General features: G+C 37.4%; 16 protein-coding genes and 1 CRISPR repeat array. Of the genes, 12 read left to right on the top strand and 4 right to left on the bottom strand.

The window, feature by feature from the left end; translation table 11 throughout:
- The first annotated feature begins 316 nt into the window (after window positions 1-316).
- The gene (locus D1839_RS08310) at window positions 317-1,135 is read left to right on the top strand and encodes a formate/nitrite transporter family protein (RefSeq protein ID WP_120379489.1); all 819 of its coding nucleotides are present in this window, start codon (window positions 317-319) and stop codon (window positions 1,133-1,135) included.
- Window positions 1,136-1,418: 283 nt separating this feature from the next.
- Here the strand turns inward: D1839_RS08310 and D1839_RS08305 are convergent, their stop codons facing one another.
- The 3 genes from D1839_RS08305 to D1839_RS08295 are packed head-to-tail and all read right to left on the bottom strand — an operon-like array spanning window position 1,419 to window position 3,917.
- Window positions 1,419-1,931 (bottom strand): hypothetical protein, encoded by a 513-nt coding sequence (locus D1839_RS08305; RefSeq protein WP_120379490.1) that lies wholly within the window; start codon window positions 1,929-1,931, stop codon window positions 1,419-1,421.
- Window positions 1,903-3,420, bottom strand: a complete 1,518-nt coding sequence (locus D1839_RS08300; RefSeq protein WP_120379491.1) for a PH domain-containing protein — start codon at window positions 3,418-3,420, stop codon at window positions 1,903-1,905. Before D1839_RS08300 ends, D1839_RS08305 begins: the two co-directional genes overlap by 29 nt.
- Window positions 3,420-3,917, bottom strand: a complete 498-nt coding sequence (locus D1839_RS08295; protein ID WP_120379492.1) for a PH domain-containing protein — start codon at window positions 3,915-3,917, stop codon at window positions 3,420-3,422. The genes D1839_RS08300 and D1839_RS08295 overlap by 1 nt, the downstream gene beginning before the upstream one ends.
- Window positions 3,918-4,788: 871 nt before the next feature.
- Window positions 4,789-5,817: a CRISPR direct-repeat array (repeat unit 32 nt; unit sequence ATTTCAATCCACGCACCTATACAAGGTGCGAC).
- 456 nt (window positions 5,818-6,273) lie between these two features.
- Between D1839_RS08295 and cas3 the strand changes: the two genes are divergently transcribed.
- The 7 genes from cas3 to cas2 are packed head-to-tail and all read left to right on the top strand — an operon-like array spanning window position 6,274 to window position 14,155.
- The gene (gene cas3, locus D1839_RS08290; RefSeq protein ID WP_120379493.1) at window positions 6,274-8,703 is read left to right on the top strand and encodes a CRISPR-associated helicase Cas3'; all 2,430 of its coding nucleotides are present in this window, start codon (window positions 6,274-6,276) and stop codon (window positions 8,701-8,703) included.
- 41 nt (window positions 8,704-8,744) lie between these two features.
- Window positions 8,745-9,455, top strand: coding sequence for a type I-C CRISPR-associated protein Cas5c (gene cas5c, locus D1839_RS08285; protein WP_120379494.1), 711 nt, complete (start codon window positions 8,745-8,747; stop codon window positions 9,453-9,455).
- A 1-nt stretch (window position 9,456) separates the two neighbouring features.
- Window positions 9,457-11,355, top strand: a complete 1,899-nt coding sequence (cas8c, locus tag D1839_RS08280; protein ID WP_120379495.1) for a type I-C CRISPR-associated protein Cas8c/Csd1 — start codon at window positions 9,457-9,459, stop codon at window positions 11,353-11,355.
- On the top strand, window positions 11,336-12,181 hold the full coding sequence (gene cas7c, locus D1839_RS08275; RefSeq protein WP_120379496.1) for a type I-C CRISPR-associated protein Cas7/Csd2: 846 nt from the start codon (window positions 11,336-11,338) through the stop codon (window positions 12,179-12,181). The genes cas8c and cas7c overlap by 20 nt, the downstream gene beginning before the upstream one ends.
- Window positions 12,171-12,827, top strand: coding sequence for a CRISPR-associated protein Cas4 (gene cas4 / locus D1839_RS08270; protein ID WP_120379497.1), 657 nt, complete (start codon window positions 12,171-12,173; stop codon window positions 12,825-12,827). The genes cas7c and cas4 overlap by 11 nt, the downstream gene beginning before the upstream one ends.
- Window positions 12,824-13,855, top strand: coding sequence for a type I-C CRISPR-associated endonuclease Cas1c (gene cas1c, locus D1839_RS08265; RefSeq protein WP_120379498.1), 1,032 nt, complete (start codon window positions 12,824-12,826; stop codon window positions 13,853-13,855). The genes cas4 and cas1c overlap by 4 nt, the downstream gene beginning before the upstream one ends.
- Before the next feature lie 9 nt (window positions 13,856-13,864).
- On the top strand, window positions 13,865-14,155 hold the full coding sequence (cas2, locus tag D1839_RS08260; protein WP_120379499.1) for a CRISPR-associated endonuclease Cas2: 291 nt from the start codon (window positions 13,865-13,867) through the stop codon (window positions 14,153-14,155).
- A 465-nt stretch (window positions 14,156-14,620) separates the two neighbouring features.
- Here the strand turns inward: cas2 and D1839_RS08255 are convergent, their stop codons facing one another.
- On the bottom strand, window positions 14,621-15,514 hold the full coding sequence (locus D1839_RS08255) for a LysR family transcriptional regulator (RefSeq protein WP_120379500.1): 894 nt from the start codon (window positions 15,512-15,514) through the stop codon (window positions 14,621-14,623).
- Between the two features lie 116 nt (window positions 15,515-15,630).
- Between D1839_RS08255 and D1839_RS08250 the strand changes: the two genes are divergently transcribed.
- The 4 genes from D1839_RS08250 (at window position 15,631) to D1839_RS08235 (ending at window position 19,182) form a co-directional block, all read left to right on the top strand.
- Window positions 15,631-16,650, top strand: a complete 1,020-nt coding sequence (locus D1839_RS08250) for a YeiH family protein (protein WP_120379501.1) — start codon at window positions 15,631-15,633, stop codon at window positions 16,648-16,650.
- A 75-nt stretch (window positions 16,651-16,725) separates the two neighbouring features.
- On the top strand, window positions 16,726-17,298 hold the full coding sequence (gene maa / locus D1839_RS08245) for a maltose O-acetyltransferase (RefSeq protein ID WP_120379502.1): 573 nt from the start codon (window positions 16,726-16,728) through the stop codon (window positions 17,296-17,298).
- Between the two features lie 176 nt (window positions 17,299-17,474).
- Entirely contained in the window at window positions 17,475-17,759 is a 285-nt protein-coding gene (locus tag D1839_RS08240) for a phospholipase (RefSeq protein ID WP_120379503.1), read from the top strand.
- 256 nt (window positions 17,760-18,015) lie between these two features.
- Window positions 18,016-19,182, top strand: a complete 1,167-nt coding sequence (locus tag D1839_RS08235) for a TraB/GumN family protein (protein ID WP_120379504.1) — start codon at window positions 18,016-18,018, stop codon at window positions 19,180-19,182.
- Window positions 19,183-19,563 lie beyond the last annotated feature (381 nt).

The following is a 19,563-nucleotide window of genomic DNA, read 5'->3' as shown; positions in this document are numbered from 1 at the left end:
GGAAGGAAATATCGATGCGCTGTAAGTCATCTCTTCCTTTTATAATGTAGAAATGATGGAATTCAATAACACTTGAGCTGTTTGATTGCTGAGAAAGCTATAATTTACAATATGTATGAAAAAACATCTTTCCTTCATCCTAAATATACGTTACTATTTATTAGTACGGATGTTAAATAGGGACATAGAAGATAGATATAATGTAGTCCTCTTACTTTATTAAAATACGTGAGGACTACCATTTTTAATAGCATTAATGTGAATTATTTCACATTAAATTACTTTATTACAGCATAAGACAAAAGGAGTAGTCATAATGGAAAGTCAACCAATCGAACAAGCAGTAAACCTTGCTTTAAAAAAGAAAGATTTATTAAATAATTCGCTTATAAAATATTTGCTAAAAGCAGCGTTAGCAGGAGTATATGTAGGGATAGGATTAATACTATCCTATAGGTTAGCAGAAGGATATTTTGATATTTCTTCACCTACTGCAACAATAATGGCTTCCATTTTTTTCGGGGTCGCCCTTGTGCTGATTATTTATGGGGATGCGGAATTATTTACTGGTAATACCATGTATTTTACGATGAGTACGCTACGAAAGCAGACAACTGTTAAGGACACATTGCAAAATTGGCTTGCTTGCTATAGTGGAAACTTAATCGGAGGAGTTTTCTTTGCGCTATTAATTGTAGGGACAGGATTATATGCTTCAGCTGAGGACAGTCATTATTTAATGAAAACAGCTGCTGCTAAGATGGATTTAAGTATATGGGCACTATTTTTTCGGGGTATTTTATGTAATTTAATCGTTTGTTTAGCCGTTTGGATTCCGATGCATATAAAAGGCGATGGTGCCAAAATATTAGTGATGATGCTTTTAGTGTTTGGTTTTGTTGCTTCTGGATTTGAACATAGTGTAGCAAACATGGTAACTTTTTCGCTAGCGTTAACAGCACCTCATCCGGAAACGATTACCTTGCTGGGTGCCATTTATAATCTAATCCCTGTGACAGTAGGTAATATAGTTGGTGGCGGCTTCTTTTTAGGGGGTGTCTATGCTTACTTAACTTCATCTGATAAACGGTCTAGACAGTCAAACCGAGTAGCAGAGAAAAGAAAGCTTGGCTAAAGGGCTTGAATAAGGTGAGCTTCGAAGGAAAAAATTTTCATGAATACAAGCAAAAAGCGACACGTGCCATTTTATTACAGTAAAAAATCGCTAACATGAACATGATTTGACGTTTTTAATGTCTGAACAAGAAGCCGCATAAATCGGTGGGTAGGTTACTCCCAAAAGTCTTCTGCTAACTTTCGTGGAGGTACGTTAATTCATGCGGCTTATTATAAGAAAGAAATTTCTCCAACCTCAATCGCTGTAAAATAAGGCGTCGTCTCGCTTACGACAACGCTCTTTAGCCGCCCCCGCTACTAGCAGCTGCTTGACTCTTTTCAATCGCATTGACGCCCATGACGACAACAATGAATTCTTCCATCGATAAACGATCTGTATGGTTTATAAGTTCATACGCAGGAGAAGAAAAAAAGCTACTAACACGAGTGAATGAAGCTACTATTTCCCGTTTCTGCTCATCTGTCATGGTGAATGTTTTGGAGAAAACAGGTGAGGTAATCGTGTATTTATGTCCATTCTTTACGGTATACGTATACTCTTTTTTAAAGGAAAACCAGTTCGCTTTTAACGTTCCGATTATTTCTGCAGTTGCATCGATGACAACCCATTGACTAGAAAAGAAGCTTTTAAACTTTCCTTCTGCAAGTCTTGTGCCTTGACTATCATACACGTTAATACTAGATGAGAAAGCTGTTTTTAAATCTAAGTCACCGATTTTTTCATTATGATGGTTCCTAATTGTTGTTCTTCCTGCTGAGAAAAAATTATCTTCTATATAGATCTTGTTTTCCATATGATCCTCCCTCTACTTTAGGGCTTCGACCTGTATACCATGCAAAGGTATGTTTGGCCATGTCAATAGGGATATTATCTAAGGAATTGACATGAATGGGTTTGCTACGATTTGTTGTTTCCATATCTGCGAGGCCAAAGCGCTTTTGAATTAAATCTTGTTCAAGCTTAAATTCAATGATTTTCTCGCGGGTTGTAATACTAGTTGTAGTAAAGAAACCGCCTGTTCGGACTTGCAATACTTCTCCGTGAATCAAATAACAGGTAAAATAATAATCTAGTATTCTTGAGGCAACCGTTAACAGAAACAAAATAATCGAGATAGGCCACCACTTTGGAAAGAAAATGACGATAATGGTTGTACCAATAATCCAAAGTAATGGAAGTTGACATATTCGTGCAACTAAAGATTTTTTTGGCAGCTGCTCCATACCTGTTTTAATTGCAAATTCAGGCAGTATTTCCTCAATCATGTTGTAAGCCCGATTTATTGGTAAAAAGGGGTAAAGCGAGTTTATTTCTTCACCGGAAATGTCAACACCACCAGCACTGATTAGCTTTACCTCTGCTATCCGAAGCATGCGTTTTAACAATGATTGTTCAATATGAACGGCTTGCACATTTTGCTTGCGAATAGAAAAATGCTGCTCGTTCAACACCCCTTTGCGAATATATATCCTCTCTTGGTCAGAGGAAATCTCATAGCGTCCATACTTTAAATAGGTGCGAACTAATCCAAACCCAATCGTGATTATAATAAACATAAAAATAAGTACACTTAGCCAAAACCATGATTCTCTTAGAAAGTCAAAAATCTTTTCACTTGTTTCCGATAAGTCATATACTTCATCAATGTTACGGAGCAGTGAAGCTAGTACAGGAATGAGTAATAAGTAGCTAAAGGATAACACAGACGCTTTTAAAACATCTTTTTTTGTAGGGTTAAAGTGAACGATTCTTTTATCTTGCATAACAGGTTGAGTGTTGGAACTAGCAGTTTCCGTTTCGGATGTTTGTATTGCTTCTGGCTCCTGAGCTTGCTGTTTTGTATAATAATCCAAAACATGTTCGATCTGTTCTGCTTCTTGCTTCGAGATAGCGGTAAAAGTAAATGATGAATCCTCATCTTCTGCGCCTGTTTCTAATGTAAGTGCTGTTAAGTTAAGTGGGCGTAAATAAAATGGTGTATTTGTCTGGACATTTTGTATACGATCAAAAGGGATTTGATGCTGTTTTCGTGTGAAAACGCCTTGCCTTATTTCAATAAAGCTATTATTTACACTATACGTTGTGCGCCACCACGTTGCGATTACCGAGAAAACTTTATAAATAAGATAGGCAAAGAAAAGGATTCTACCTATTTCGACCCATGTTGCCGTGGAAGAAAAATGAATTATAAATAAGAAAATAAACATGAAAAAAATATCTTTTAATGAAGCAATAAAGGATAAGAGCATCATCATTGGGTGCATGCGTTTATTCGTTTCCATTAGCTCTCCACTTCCCTAATTTTGGCGAGTGCAGCGATTTCATCACGAATGGTTTTTGCTTCATCCTCCTGTATAGCAGGGATTTCATGGGTAGACGCCATTGTTCCAATGGTAACACTAGATAGTCCGTACTTACGCAAAATTGGGCCTTGCTTTAAGCTGACATATTGAATTTTCGTCATTGGGATGGCTTGATGCTCCATATTCCATCTTCCGTGCTTTAGTTGAACAAAATCCTTGTTTATTCCGTAACGCCAATACTTTTGCAGTAGAATCGGTTCAAAAAACACGCTCCAAATAGCAGAAATAATATCAAGTCCCAGTAATATCCATAATACGTAACCAATCCAACCATACCATTCAAAATTGGCATTTAGGATAAGTAATACAACTATAATGATTGAAAAAATAAAATGTCCAATCGTATTGGTGAAACGCCATACGTTAATTGCATGTTGTGAAATTTTCTGTTTTGGTTCTTCTATATGTTGGTACATAAAAGCTTCCTTCCTTTATGGTGGTATATTGCGAAGTTTTTTCTGTGAAATGAAATGTGACATCGTTATGGGAAAAATGGATTTGTTTGGAATTCATTCCTATCCATGTATTACGTTGTACGTTTTAAAGAGGTATTTAGTTTCGAATTTATTATTAGTATCTATGTTATGTGAAGATAATACTTAAGGCTTTTGTTTTACTTATAAGTCTCTCCATACCATATTAATCTGGTTTGCTCTTTCATTTAATCACCCATCAAGCGCCTATAAATACTAATTTAAGTACGTACAAGAATGCTCGTTTAACCGTGTATATTTTGCTCCCCAGTGTGTATTACAACTTTTGGAGGGGCGAGCATAATCGCCTTGTTCGGTCAGCTAGCCCCTGTAATAGCTAGCTTTTGGTTGTCAAATCATCCGAGCAGAGGTCTCCAAGTGAAGTTGTAATTATTGATGCAAGATGTATAGGGGAAGCGCACTTTAAGCGAAAGTGTATATGTTTAGACAAGCAAAAATGCACATTTTGAAACGGACATTTATAAGGCGCCTGCTTACATGTAACAACTAATTAAAAATTGGCTTCAATGGTGAAGTGGAAAACCAAAGCTTTAAAATATAAAGGTAGGTACTCATTTAAATAGCAACTTGATCATTAGCCTAATTGATGAGTTAAATGAACAAAAATCACTATCACGAATCTAAAGGGTGAACAGAAGCGAAAGTGTGTTTTGGGTGAAAATGAATGAGGCATTTTTCCAGCTACGGAAATGGCCAGAGAGTAGTTCAAGAGGGGGGATATTTTTCTCACATTTGCGACCCTCTATATAAGGTGCGACTCCAAATAATTTGGAGCAAAACGTGGCATACAGCTATTTCAATCCACGCACCTATACAAGGTGCGACGCGCTCCTGCAATAACGTTTATATAGTTGTCTTATTTCAATCCACGCACCTATACAAGGTGCGACATATCAAATTTTTCATATCAAAAGTGTTGACATTATTTCAATCCACGCACCTATACAAGGTGCGACCGCTGCTAACTTTTATAAATCACAGTTTGAAGTGAATTTCAATCCACGCACCTATACAAGGTGCGACTCAAGGAATTACAAATCCTTTAAAGATGTATATAATTTCAATCCACGCACCTATACAAGGTGCGACATATACCTTTTGTATTTGTAACTTTAACACCGTTTATTTCAATCCACGCACCTATACAAGGTGCGACTAATAACACTTAGCAGATCAAACGATAAAATAAGAATTTCAATCCACGCACCTATACAAGGTGCGACGCAATAGTCGTTTTACCTTTAAGCGACAACACAGATTTCAATCCACGCACCTATACAAGGTGCGACAATGTTTTTGCCAAAGCGCGTATGGATGGTACTGATTTCAATCCACGCACCTATACAAGGTGCGACGAGGATGACGAAGATGATTGGGACGAAGAAGACGGAATTTCAATCCACGCACCTATACAAGGTGCGACCCGACTGATTAGCATGAAGATTATAATTGTTGCTAATTTCAATCCACGCACCTATACAAGGTGCGACGTTGCGATTGTTGAAATGGTGAGAGCCCAATTTGAATTTCAATCCACGCACCTATACAAGGTGCGACGTGTTGATTTAACAAAGACAGGCGATTGGGTTAGTATTTCAATCCACGCACCTATACAAGGTGCGACATGTTCTGGCTTTGACATTTTTAGATGAATCCCATTTCAATCCACGCACCTATACAAGGTGCGACTAACTGTAATTATGTTTGAGGTAAATTTTTCATAATTTCAATCCACGCACCTATACAAGGTGCGACAGTGGTTTTTTAAAAAATTGATGGTTTAATTTTTGATTTCAATCCACGCACCTATACAAGGTGCGACAGCGATTTTCACCTATAAAATCCAATTTTATGGAATTAATTGGGTTTTATAGGTGAAAATCAAGTAAGTAAAGGGTTAAATAGTAAATTTTTGTTAAAAATAAACCACATTATTCTATTTCATTGGTGCGAATGCCCCGGGGATTTCATGTGCACTTGGGGTTCGCACTAAAAAATATAAAAGTCCTTCTACTAATTATTGTAGTATATTGTGGCTAGATTTCAATATTTTTATCATTTCACTATAGAAAAAGTATAAGATTTTTTAGTTTATAGTATTTCTTCATAAGAATTGAGGATAAGCCAAGCTTCATAAGTAGTCAAAAAAATTAATATTATGTACGTACTTATTTTTTGTATTCAACGGATGTCGTTTTATGATACAATTTACCTAAGACCAGCATGGCATTATTTTCCTATCTAACCCAATAAAATATAAACGATAGGCTGTGATTACATGAGTTTTATTGCGCATATTCGACAAAGTGACCTCGAAGTTCAAAGTGTAAAAGATCACCTATTGGAGGTTAAAGAATTAGCAGAAGAGTATGGTGAGCCAATAGGGATGAAGCATTTATGCGGACTTGCAGGGTTGCTTCATGACTTTGGCAAATATAGCGAGGAATTTCTTCATTATATTCATGCGGCTGTACATCATCCTGAAGATGCTCCTAAACGAGGTAGTGTTGATCATTCCACGGGCGGGGCAAAACTACTATATGAATTATTACATACAAAAAATATGACACCTAGCAAGGCGCTAGTAGCTGAGGTAGTCGGTAATGCTATTATATCCCATCACTCTTATCTACATGATTTTCTAACTCCAGAACTAGAGTCGAAATATTTAACTCGTGTACGCGATAAGCCATTACATGAGTTTAATAAAATGAAAGGGAACTTTTTTGCAAATGTTATGAAAGAGAACGATTTTGACCAATACATAAACAAAGCCTCCCAAGAGTTACTTCCATTTATTCAAAACGTTCCTATGAAAGACACTGAAAAGCAATTAATGTTTGTTACAAAGTTTGTATTTAGCGCGCTTATTGATGCAGACCGTACGAATACAAGGTTATTTGAGGAAGACGAAACCCCATCAAAACGTGATTATAAGGCATTGTTTGAAACGTATTATGAACGATTACATGAAAAAATAATGGCATTTCAAAACCATCCAAATGCAAATACACCAATTAACCGCTTGCGCTCCAAAATGTCAGCACAATGTGAAGCAGCTGCGGAAAAAGAGTCTGGTATTTATACGCTCTCTATTCCAACAGGTGGAGGGAAAACATTAGCTAGTTTGCGTTATGGATTAAAGCATGCTTTGTTACATCATAAAAAGCGAATTATCTATGTCGTTCCATACACCACTATTATTGAACAAAATGCGGAAGAAGTAAGAAGTATATTAAAAGACACAGAAAACATTTTAGAGCATCATTCGAATGTCATATTAGATGATGATGATAATGACGAACATTTAGACGGAACCGTAACAGAAAAACAGAAGTTGAAATTAGCGAAAGATAATTGGGATGCACCGATTATTTTTACAACGATGGTACAGTTTTTAAATGTTTTTTACGCCAAAGGCAGTCGAAATATTCGACGTCTGCATCATTTGAGTGAAGCAGTTATTGTCTTTGATGAAGTGCAAAAAGTCCCTGTCAAATGTATTTCGCTATTTAATGAAGCGCTTAATTTCTTGAAAAATAATTGTCAATCTAGTATTTTACTTTGTACGGCAACGCAGCCGGCGTTAGATTTTGTCCAAAATAAACTAGAAATCAAGACAGATGCGGAAATTGTTGAGAATTTAACGGATGTGGTGGATGCTTTTAAACGAGTGGAAATTATAGATAAAGCAACCGATAAAGCAGTAGCAACGAATGGTTTAGTATCGTTTATCGATCAACAGTTGAAACGTGTTCAAAGCATACTTGTTGTGTTGAACACAAAAAAGGTTGTGAAAACGCTTTACGAAGAATTGCGACAAAAGAGAAGTGATGATATACATATTTATCACTTAAGTACGTCGATGTGTGCGGCGCATCGAAATGATATTTTAAGCAAATTGAGAAAGGACCTAGATAATAATATTCCGGTTATTTGTATTAGTACACAGTTAATCGAGGCTGGCGTAGATATTAGCTTTGATTGTGTTATACGATCTTTAGCTGGTTTAGATTCGATTGCGCAAGCGGCAGGACGTTGCAATCGTCATGGGGAAAAGGATATTCAGCAAGTGTATGTGATAGATCATCAAGAAGAGCAGCTGAAGCATTTAAAAGAGATTGAAATTGGTAAACAAATTACAAGACGCATTTTAATTGATATGAAGCGCAATCAAAATGAACATGGAGGAAATATATTATCTCCTCAAGCGATGGAGCGCTATTTTCAAGAGTTTTACTTAGCTTTTGGCAATGATCTGAATTATTTTATCCCCGCTTTAAAGAAAGACATGATGGAATTATTAACGGCTCCAAAAAATAGTTTTAGTTACGTCCAAGCATACAGAAGTAAGTATAATGCGGAGATTCCGTTATTTATTACAAACAGCTACCGAACTGCTGCGGAGCATTTCTGTGTCATAGATAATCAGACAACCTCAGTCATTGTTCCTTATGAAGACGAGGGCAAAGAAATTATCACAGAATTGAGCGGAAACATATCCATGGAAGATTTAGGACGCATTATGCGGTCTGCGCAACATTATACAATTAACCTGTATAAATATGAGCTTGATTTAGTAATGAAAAATAATGGCTTAGTTTCTTTCTTTGATGGGAAAATCTATGCATTAGCAGATAGTGCCTATAATAGTGAATTTGGATTTGATGTAGAAGGCGATAGTGCGGATGAGGTGTATATGATTTAAGGATTAAATGTTAAAAACAAGCTTTGAAAGGGGGTGAGCGAATGCGAAATGCAATCGAATTTGAAGTGTGGGGAGACTATGCGCTGTTTACTGACCCACTTACCAAGATAGGTGGGGAAAAATTGACGTATCAAGTGCCTACATATCAAGCGTTAAAAGGGATTGTGGAGTCGATTTATTGGAAACCAACGATCATTATGATCGTAGATGCTGTACGAATTATGAATCCTATTCAAATGGAATCAAAAGGAATTCGCCCAATTGAATACAAAGGTGGAAACACGTTAGCTAACTATACGTATTTAAAACAGCCTAGGTATCAAGTTAGGGCGCATTTTGAGTTTAACCTTCATCGACCTGATATGGCTTTTGATCGAAATGAGAACAAGCACTATAGCATTATGAAGCGGTCTTTAAAGGCTGGAGGAAGAAGAGATGTGTTCCTTGGTGCTAGAGAATGCCAAGCGTATGTCGAGCCGTGCGTGTTTGGTGAAGGGGAAGGATTTTACGATGATTATAAGGAAATTCACTTTGGGACCATGGTACATGGAATAAATTATCCAGATGAAACAGGGGATAACCAAATGGAAGTCCGCCTTTGGAATGCTGTGATGAAGCAAGGTGTCATCACATTTCCACGACCTGAGGAATGTAGTCTTACACGTCCAATAAAACAGATGAAAGCAAAGCAATTCAATGAAACAAATGTACAATCAGTTGATGCATTACTTAATGAGATAGGAGGTGAGTAAATTGAGTTGGCTCCAGCAATTATATGAAACGTATGAAGCAAATTTGGACCGCGTCGGTGAAATTGAAAAAACAAGGGGTAATAAAAGCTATACCTTACTACCAATTTCTCATACGACACAAAATGCGCATATTGAAGTTACTGTCACAGAAGATGGGGAGTTCCATTCCGCCACTGTTTTGGATAAAGTGAATACGTTAATCCCTACTACAGAAAGTTCTGCAAGTAGATCGGGATCCAAAGTAGCTCCCTATCCACTTCATGATAAATTAAGTTATGTTGCTGGTGATTTTGTGAAGTATGGTGGAAAGATTAAAAAAGAAGAGCCGTTTGCTAGTTACATAGAGCAATTAGAAGAGTGGGTGACATCACCGTACGGGCACCCAAAGGTAAAAAGTATTTTTACATACTTGCAAAAGAAACAATTAATAGAAGATTTAGTCGCAGCAAACATCCTTTTTTTAGATGGACAAAATCAGTTAATCGGTAAATGGAATAAGACGTATGAAGCCTTACATGGGGAAAAGCCGTCCGTTTTCTCTGCTATTACTGGTGGACAGGAAAGTGCCTTTGTTCGATTTAATGTATACTCGCCAACCAAACACTTAACCAATGTGTGGGACGATAAAGAAGTCCATGATTCCTTTATTCATTATTATAATAGTTTGGTTGGGGAAAAGGATATTTGTTTTGTAACCGGAACATGGCAAGCAAGTACGGAAAGACACGCAAATAAAATAAGGCATGCTGCGGATAAAGCAAAACTAATATCTGCAAACGACACAAGCGGGTTTACGTTTAGAGGTCGATTTAGTAAAAGTGTCGAAGCTGCAAGCATTAGCTATGACGTGTCGCAAAAGGCACATAATGCTTTAAAGTGGTTAATTTTACGGCAAGGCTATATGATCGATGAACGTGTTTTTCTTGTTTGGGGAAACGACCAATTGCAAACTGTCATGCCAATTGATGATACGTTTTCGATTCATCCAACTGCAGCAGTTGTAAAGGAGAGTAAGACAAACACATTAGATCATTTTGCCAATGAAGTTGCCAAAGCATTTGCAGGATACAAACATGATCTATCGATTACATCTAATGTAACGATACTAATTATTGATTCGGCTACGACTGGAAGACTAGGAGTCTTGTACTATCGAAATATGAATAAAGAATTGTATTTACAGAGGTTAGAACATTGGCACTCTACTTGTGTTTGGGAACATCGCTATCGCAAAAATGAGGATGGCAAGTTTGTACGCTTTTTTGGAGCTCCTGCAACCAAGGACATTGCATTCGCTGCTTATGGTACACGGGCAAGTGATAAAATCGTGAAAGATTTAATGTCAAGAATGCTACCGTGTATCGTTGATAATAGAAAAATACCGACAGATATTGTAAATAGCGCATTTTATCGTGCGTCTAATCCAGTCGCGATGGAAAAATGGGAATGGGAAAAAACGTTAAGTATTGCATGCGCTTTAATTAATAAAAAGGAGGGAATGGATGTGGGTTTAGATCGAGAATTGGATGATCGTGATTATTTATTCGGTCGATTATTAGCGTTAGCAGATGTATTAGAAAGAAGGGCATTGGATCAAGATGAGACACGTGCTACGAATGCGATTCGTTATATGAATGCTTTTTCTAAACATCCTGCTCGTACTTGGAAGACGCTTCAGGAAAGTATACAGCCCTACCAAGCGAGGCTAGGAAAACGAGGTAATTATCTAGCTAGTTTAATTGATGAGGTTGGTTCAAAATTAACGATAGAAGATTTCAACGACAAACCGTTGTCAGGAAAATATTTATTAGGGTTTTATAGCCAGCGTAGGGATTTGTATCAAAAAAAGACAGTAGAAAACAATAGCGAGGAGAATGGAAATGACGATATTAGATCATAAAATAGATTTTGCAGTAGTGTTATCTGTAAACAATGCAAACCCAAATGGGGATCCATTAAATGGAAATAGACCTAGGCAAAATTACGATGGGCATGGAGAAATTTCTGATGTTGCGATCAAGCGCAAAATTAGGAATCGCTTTTTAGATATGGGTGAGAAAGTATTTGTGCAATCAAATGATTATAAAGTAGACCAATATAAAAGTTTAAAAGACCGTGCTGATGCTCATGAAGAACTTAATAAAGCTTCCAAAGCAAAAGATAATGAAACGTTTGCTAGATTAGCGTGTGAAGAGTGGATTGATGTACGTAGTTTTGGACAAGTATTTGCTTTTAAAGGTTCTGATATATCTGTTGGTGTACGCGGTCCAGTATCTGTTCATACTGCAACAAGTATCGATCCCGTTGATATAACAAGTATGCAAATTACCAAAAGTGTCAATTCCGTTACTGGGGACAAAAAAGGGTCAGATACAATGGGGATGAAGCATCGCGTAGATTTTGGATTATACGTTTTTTATGGAAGTATTAATACGCAATTAGCGGAAAAAACAGGATTTTCTAAAGAAGATGCTGAAAAGCTAAAGCAAGCCATAGTAAATTTATTTGAAAATGATGCTTCTTCAGCGAGACCAGATGGAAGCATGGAAGTTCATCATGTTTATTGGTGGGAGCATGCTTCTAAATTAGGGCAATATTCTTCAGCTAAAGTACACAGAACAGTAAAGGTTGAATCAAAAGTGGAACCGCCTAAGAGCTATAATGACTATTCCATTACTGTTGAAGAATTGGAAGGACTGCCTGTAGAGGTACTGGATGGCAAATAAAGAAGAAGATTTTTTAATGCTTTCTGGGATTCAACATTTTGAGTTCTGCCGTCGCCAATGGGCGCTGATCCATATTGAGCAACAATGGGAAGAAAATGTGAAAACGATTGAAGGGCATTACTTACATCGCAAAGCAGACGAGCCGATGATTCGCGAAAAGCGCGGCAACAAATTAATTATTAGAGCTTTGCCAGTAAAATCGAAAATTTTAAAGATAAACGGCATTTGTGATGTAGTTGAATTTATACAAGATGAAAGTGGTATTGTCATTCACGGGGAAGAAGGAAACTATCTTCCCTTCCCTGTGGAATATAAACGAGGACGACCGAAAAGAGATGATGCGGACGTCTTACAGTTAACCGCTCAGGCGATATGTTTAGAAGAGATGCTACTTTGCCAAATAGAGAAAGGGTTTATGTATTATCATGAGATCAAGCACAGGGTGGAAGTTCCTTTTACCGATTACCTTAGACAAAAAGTAAAAGACATTACGGATGAGATGCAGGATTATTATCAGAGACGACATACGCCAAAAGTGAAAACAGGTTCCTTTTGTAAAAGCTGTTCACTGCAGCATATATGTTTGCCGAAGCTCATGAATAAACGATCGGTAAAAAGTTATATTGAAGGGAAAATAAACGAATGAGGAAGCTTCTTAACACGCTTTTTATAACGCAATCCGATGTTTATTTATCTTTGGATGGAGACAATATTGTCTTATTAAAGGAACAGGAAAGATTAGCGAGACTACCACTTCATAATTTAGAATCCATTGTATCGTTTGGATATACAGGTGCAAGCCCTGCATTAATGGGTTACTGTGCAAAACGTAACATCTCGATCGTTTTCATGACCATGAATGGAAGTTTTCTTGCTAGAGTAATTGGGGAGAGTAAAGGAAATGTTGTTTTAAGAAAACGTCAATATCAGCTTTCTGAAGACGAAGACCAATCAGCGATGATAGCACGCAACTTTATTGTAGGAAAAATTTTTAATCATAAGTGGATGATTGAACGAATGACTCGGGATTATCCTCTGCGAATTGATGTAGCTACTTTTAAAAAAGTGTCAGCCCAATTATCTAACTTGATGCAAGAAGTAAGGTTTTGCAGTGACTTAGAAAGTTTGAGAGGGTGGGAAGGGCAGGCTGCGTACAGCTATAATAAGATTTTTGATCAAATGATACTGCAGCAAAAGGAGAACTTTTTCTTCCATTCCCGTTCACGAAGACCGCCTTTAGATAAGGTGAATGCCATGCTGTCATTTGCATATTCGCTACTTGCAAATGATATGGCAGCGGCATTGGAGTCCGTTGGTCTTGATGCATATGTTGGGTTTTTACATCGTGATCGTCCTGGAAGAGCTTCTTTGGCTTTGGATGTTATGGAAGAGTTGAGGGGAATTTATGCAGATCGGTTTGTTATTTCCATAATCAATAAGAAGGCAATCAAAGAGGAGGATTTTCTCCATAAGGAAAATGGCGCGGTTATTATGACTGATGGTGGAAGGAAAAAATTTCTAACAGCTTGGCAAACCAAAAAGCAAGAGAAAATTACCCATCCTTATTTAGGAGAAAAGATAACATGGGGATTGGTACCATATGCTCAATCACTATTGTTAGCACGCTTTTTACGGGGAGACTTAGATGAGTATCCACCATTTTTATGGAAGTAGGCGAAAAAAATGTTAGTACTAGTTACATATGATGTCAACACGTCAAGTGATGGTGGACAAAAGCGATTGCGAAAAGTAGCTAAAGTATGTCAAAATTATGGTCAGCGTGTTCAGCATTCTGTTTTTGAATGTATTGTTGACGATATGCAATTTGCGACATTAAAAATTGAACTTAGAGAATTAATTGATGAGGGAAGAGATAGTCTGCGTTTTTATCGATTAGGAAATAATTATAAAACGAAGGTAGAACATGTTGGGGCTAAAGAAACTATAAAATTAGAAGACCCATTAATTTTTTAGTGCGAACCCCAAGTGCACATGAAATCCCCGGGGGATTCGCACCAATTAAATGGAATAATATGGTTTATTTTTAACAAAATTTAGCTGTTTTAGGTGTAAATCACCTAAATTCCCTATTATAAAAACCCATTTAATTCCATAAAAAGTAATTTTATAGGAAGAAATCGCTGTCGCACCTTTCATAGGTGCGTGGATTGAAATTAAAATATACATATCACTTACATATTTAACGACGTCGCACCTTTCATAGGTGCGTGGATTGAAATAGATTCAGGTTGTGGGTCTGGGTCAGGTTTAGGGGTCGCACCTTTCATAGGTGCGTGGATTGAAACCTACACATCAATATCACATGAAGGAAGTTTTAAGAGAGACCTATTTATCCAGTATAAATTCATAGATAACCTTGTGGATGTTAGCGTTGCAGTAGGAAATGACAAGACACTTCCTACTGCATGCTATTTTGCGTTATTTAACATAAGGCCATTTCTGTTCCAACATCTTGATAAAAGTGACTACGTTTCGCTTGTTTTTCATAATAGGTGAATAGACATAGGAAAATGTGCGTCTGAAATGCATGTCTTCCATCTGCAAAATGGCGAGCTGTTTTAATTGAACATCTCGCTCAATCACACTGTAAGAAAGTAAAGAAAGTCCCATCCCATTAATAATACTTTCCTTTACCCCTTGATTACTACCAATTGTAATAATGGATTTCACTTTTAACCCGTTGGAGCGAATTACATGCTCTAAATACTCGCGTGTCCCCGACCCTTCTTCACGGGAAATCCATGCTTGGCTTTGCAAATCTGAAGTAGCTACTTTCGCCTTATTTGTTAATATATGCTGATGAGGTGCAACAACCCATAACTCATCTTCCATAAACGGGCATACGGCTAGTCCTTTTTCACTCGTTTGTCCTTCAATAAGTCCAATATCCACGTGAAAATGTTTTGTTTGCTGGACAATTTCCTCTGTGTTGCCAATAACTACTTCTAATTCAAGGTCTGGGTAAACTCTATGTATATCTGCAAGTAGAGCTGGCAATATATACTCCCCGATCGTAAAGCTGGCACCTATCTTTAAACTACCTTTTACGACTTCTTGCTGTTCTAATATATCACGTTTGGTTTGTTCATAAATCTTCAATATTTGCTTGGCGCGTTCATACAAGATTTCCCCTGTTGGTGAAAGCTTTAATGATTTACGTGAACGGACAACTAATTCCGTTTCTAGCTCACGTTCAAGGTTCTTTATATGTAAGCTGACACTTGGCTGTGAAATATGTAGTATTTCTGCTGCTTTCGTAAAATTCTTAATCTCTGCAAGAGTAATGAATGTGCGTAATGCGTCATAATACATGCCATCAGCTCCTTGTCTATTAAAAAAATTAATAGTAACTATTATTTATATGTATTTTACTAATAATCTGTTATTCGGTAAAGTAAATGTAAGAGAACGAAAAGGAAGTGGCCGTGATGGGGAATACGGTTGAACAAAAGAAAACGGACCGTATAGCATTTTTTCAAGGGATCGGGATTACACTAATTATAGCTATCATAGCTAATTATGCTGCTAAGTTACCCTTTTTATCGATTATGGGTCAGCTTGTGATTGCGATTATAATCGGAATGATATGGAAGCAGGCAATCGGAGTTCCAAGTCATTTAAAAAAAGGGGTGACGTTTTCCAATAAAAAGCTGTTACGTTTAGGAATTATTCTATTAGGCATGCGGTTGAATTTGATAGATATATACCAGGCGGGAATCAGTGTATTTATGATAGCAGCAATTTGTTTGGTATTTACATTATTTGTAGTTTATGGATTAACAAGGTGGTTTGGTGTAGGAAAACGTTTAGGCATTTTAACTGCTTGTGGCACAGCGATCTGTGGTGCTGCAGCGGTCGTTGCAGTTGCTCCGCAAGTAAAAGCGAAAGATGAGGAAACCGCAGTTGGCGCAGCTACCGTTGCTGTTTTGGGCACGATTTTCACCCTGATTTACAGTGTCATTTACTCCATTTTAAATTTATCACCTACAGGCTATGGTATTTTTACCGGAGCTACACTTCACGAAATAGCACATGTGATTGCTGCTGCTGATGTTGGTGGGAGTGAAGCGGTGGACTTAGCAGTAATTGTTAAATTAACAAGGGTGGCATTATTAGTGCCTGTCGTAATAGTAGTTGGTTACATGTTTCAACGAAGTGGAGAAAGTACGAACAAAAAAGTATCGATGTCCATTATTCCATGGTTTATATTAGGTTTTCTTGCAATGAGTGGTTTTAATACACTTGGTATTGTGTCAGAAACTGTTGCAAATTCGATTGTCACTGTAGCATATTTATTAATTGCGATGGCGATGGCAGGGCTTGGTTTAAATGTTGATCTAAAGACATTTCGAAGATTAGGAATGAAATCATTTGCAGCGGGTGTTGTTGGGTCTGTTTTGCTCGTTATATTAGGCTACTCACTTGTTATGCTATTTCAGTTAAATTAAGCCGCATAAATGATATATCAAATGTTGATTTTAGATTATAATAAAAGACAAATGGAACTAGAAGGAGATTTCGTAATGACAACAGAAAAGGAAAAAATGATAGCAGGCGAATTATACAATCCATCTGATCAAACGTTAGTTTACGATCGTGAATCTTGCCGTACGAAAACACGGTTGTTTAATCAAACATGGGAAACGGATTTGGAAGAGCGAAAGAAGTTATTACAAGATTTACTAGGCTCTACAGGAGATGATATATACATAGAGCCTACATTTCGTTGTGACTATGGGTATAATATCTATGTTGGTAATCGTTTTTACGCCAATTTTGATTGTGTTATGCTTGATGTTTGTGAAATAAGAATTGGCGACAATTGCATGCTTGCACCTGGTGTGCATATTTACACCGCAACGCACCCGTTGGATCCGAATGCAAGAAATTCAGGGAAAGAGCTTGGCAAACCTGTTACGATTGGTGATAATGTATGGGTAGGCGGGAGAGCAGTTATTAATCCAGGTGTAACAATTGGTAATAATGCTGTCATCGCCTCTGGCTCAGTTGTGGTAAAAGATGTACCGGCAAATACGGTAGTCGGCGGGAATCCTGCTAGGGTGTTGAAGAAAATCCAGACACCTGATATAGTTTAGCTTTTTTGGCATAGACTATTTATTTTCTCGGCACTTTTATCATTTACATATATTATATAACTGTAAGAATTACGCCATGCCTTAATTTTAACTCGTAACAATAGGGGCATGTGTAGCGGCTATTTGATATAGAGGTGCATATAGTATTGTAGAACCTTTAGATAGGAGGTTTTACAATGCGGCATCGACGAGAAACAACATCTTGCTTTCCTGGTGGATACCGTTGGTGTGGTCCTGGTTGCAGTGGACCCGGAGAGCCCATTAATGATATAGACGCTATTTGTAAAGCGCATGATATGTGTTACCGCCGTTCTAGAGATCGTTGTAAATGTGATAAAGCATTTCTCGAACGGATGCGTTTAAAAATTGACCCTCGAACAGCGAAAGGAAGGCATGCTCGTACTATGTATAATTATATGAGGTTGCAAAGCTTATTTACTTGTGGGTTAAGAAGATTTTAATGATGTTTATGCTAATAACCATGGGGCAGGCCCCATGGTTCATTTCAGGTGATAAAATCAGCAAATGCAGTTTGCAAATATAAATGCTTTAGAATAGAGTCTTTATATCTAAACGAAATCAAATAAGCGAGACATGAAATTGTGAACTTCGGCGAATTCCTCGCGAATTCGAGCCATTTTCCTTGAGCTTCCAATGTATATGCTTTTAACGTATAATAAAAATAGTTTAAACGTTGGGAGTAAAGGAAGGTAATGTATGTCAGAGGATAATATAACACGAATATATATGGATGATAAGGAATATATCCTGATTGGTACGGCCCATGTCTCCAAACATAGTGCGGAACAAGTAAAAGAGGTTATAGAAGCGGAGAACCCTGATGCAGTATGCGTAGAGCTAGATGAACAGCGATATCAATCCGTTACAGACGACAATAAATGGAAGAACATGGATATATTTAAGGTTATTAAAGAAAAGAAGGCTTCCTTGTTATTGATGAATTTAGCTATTTCTTCTTTTCAAAAACGAATGGCTAAACAATTTGGCATTAATCCAGGTCAAGAAATGATACAGGGAATTGAATCAGCGCAACAAGTGAATGCAAAGCTTGTGTTAGCAGATCGCAATATTCAAATTACCTTTGCTCGAATTTGGAATAATATTGGGTTAAAAGGTAAAGCAATGCTGTTAACCCAAGTGATTGCGAGTATTTTCAGCAAAGAAACTATATCTGAAGAAGAACTAGAAAAAATGAAACAACAAGATACGATTCATACTATTTTACAAGAGTTTACCGATTCATTTCCAAGGCTAAAAAAGCCTCTCATTGATGAAAGAGATCAATATTTAGCGCAAAAAATGAAAGAAGCGCCAGGGAATAAAATTGTTGGCGTGCTTGGTGCGGCACATGTGCCTGGGATTAAAGAGCAAATTCAAAAAGATCATGATTTAAGTAAATTACGAGAAGTCCCATCAAAATCAAAATGGCCCAAAATCATCGGCTGGACCATTCCTGTCCTCATTTTGGCGATTATTGCATACACTTTTTATGCTAATCCTCAAGCTGGCTGGGAGCAAACATTAAGCTGGATTATTTGGAATGGCTGGTTATCAGCGATTGGTGCCCTGATTGCCCTTGGGCATCCGTTAACTATTTTAACTGCATTTATAGCAGCGCCGATTACATCATTAAATCCGTTACTTGCAGCTGGATGGTTCGCTGGATTTGTGCAGGCATATGTGAAGAGACCTCATGTTCGGGATTTTGAGACGTTATCAGAGGATGTATTTACAGTGAAGGGTTTTTGGCGCAATAAAGTAACGCGAGTTTTATTAATCGTAGTACTAGCAAACATTGGTAGCTCCTTAGGGACATTTATCGGTGGAGTAGATGTGATTCGTGTGTTTTTAGAAAATTTATAGGGGTAAGCCCAGTCCAACAGTTGGTCGAGACTGTTGGTTTTTTTTCGTACTGTAAAAAAGCTGTATTGATTGAGTATTGCATGGAAAAATGCGTGTTAGAAGTTAAAGTGAAGCTGGGCAAAAGGTAACGGTTTCGCAGATTTTCTTGCACATGCTGCTTAGACGACGACTTAATTTTTGGTGTTCTGTAACCGTTTTAGCCGTATCGGATTGTGCAACCAAGCAAGAGACGGTAACCTCCTTTCCTTCATCGTATCTTTTGTTTTCTGTGATATACTTACTAAAAAGACTGTTCATACCAATAACGGATAATGTAACAGCAAAAAGCGGTTTGGGACTTCCTGAATTTTCTTTTTTGGAACGGGAGATAGGTAGCTTGGC

It is taken from the genome of Roseburia sp. 1XD42-34, from assembly GCF_009917385.1.
GTDB lineage: Bacteria > Bacillota > Bacilli > Bacillales > Amphibacillaceae > Virgibacillus.
Note: the sequence above shows the minus strand (reverse complement) of the source record. Positions and strands in the feature narration are given on the sequence as shown.

Bases quoted from the DNA above. Each gene is read 5' to 3' on its own strand.
- D1839_RS08310 (WP_120379489.1), top strand. From the start codon at position 317: ATGGAAAGTCAACCAATCGAACAAGCAGTAAACCTTGCTTTAAAAAAG.
- D1839_RS08250 (WP_120379501.1), top strand. From the start codon at position 15,631: ATGGGGAATACGGTTGAACAAAAGAAAACGGACCGTATAGCATTTTTT.
- D1839_RS08240 (WP_120379503.1), top strand. From the start codon at position 17,475: ATGCGGCATCGACGAGAAACAACATCTTGCTTTCCTGGTGGATACCGT.
- maa (WP_120379502.1), top strand. From the start codon at position 16,726: ATGACAACAGAAAAGGAAAAAATGATAGCAGGCGAATTATACAATCCA.
- cas2 (WP_120379499.1), top strand. From the start codon at position 13,865: ATGTTAGTACTAGTTACATATGATGTCAACACGTCAAGTGATGGTGGA.
- D1839_RS08235 (WP_120379504.1), top strand. From the start codon at position 18,016: ATGTCAGAGGATAATATAACACGAATATATATGGATGATAAGGAATAT.
- D1839_RS08295 (WP_120379492.1), bottom strand. From the start codon at position 3,917: ATGTACCAACATATAGAAGAACCAAAACAGAAAATTTCACAACATGCA.
- cas7c (WP_120379496.1), top strand. From the start codon at position 11,336: ATGACGATATTAGATCATAAAATAGATTTTGCAGTAGTGTTATCTGTA.
- D1839_RS08305 (WP_120379490.1), bottom strand. From the start codon at position 1,931: ATGGAAAACAAGATCTATATAGAAGATAATTTTTTCTCAGCAGGAAGA.
- cas4 (WP_120379497.1), top strand. From the start codon at position 12,171: ATGGCAAATAAAGAAGAAGATTTTTTAATGCTTTCTGGGATTCAACAT.
- D1839_RS08300 (WP_120379491.1), bottom strand. From the start codon at position 3,420: ATGGAAACGAATAAACGCATGCACCCAATGATGATGCTCTTATCCTTT.
- cas5c (WP_120379494.1), top strand. From the start codon at position 8,745: ATGCGAAATGCAATCGAATTTGAAGTGTGGGGAGACTATGCGCTGTTT.
- cas3 (WP_120379493.1), top strand. From the start codon at position 6,274: ATGAGTTTTATTGCGCATATTCGACAAAGTGACCTCGAAGTTCAAAGT.
- D1839_RS08255 (WP_120379500.1), bottom strand. From the start codon at position 15,514: ATGTATTATGACGCATTACGCACATTCATTACTCTTGCAGAGATTAAG.
- cas1c (WP_120379498.1), top strand. From the start codon at position 12,824: ATGAGGAAGCTTCTTAACACGCTTTTTATAACGCAATCCGATGTTTAT.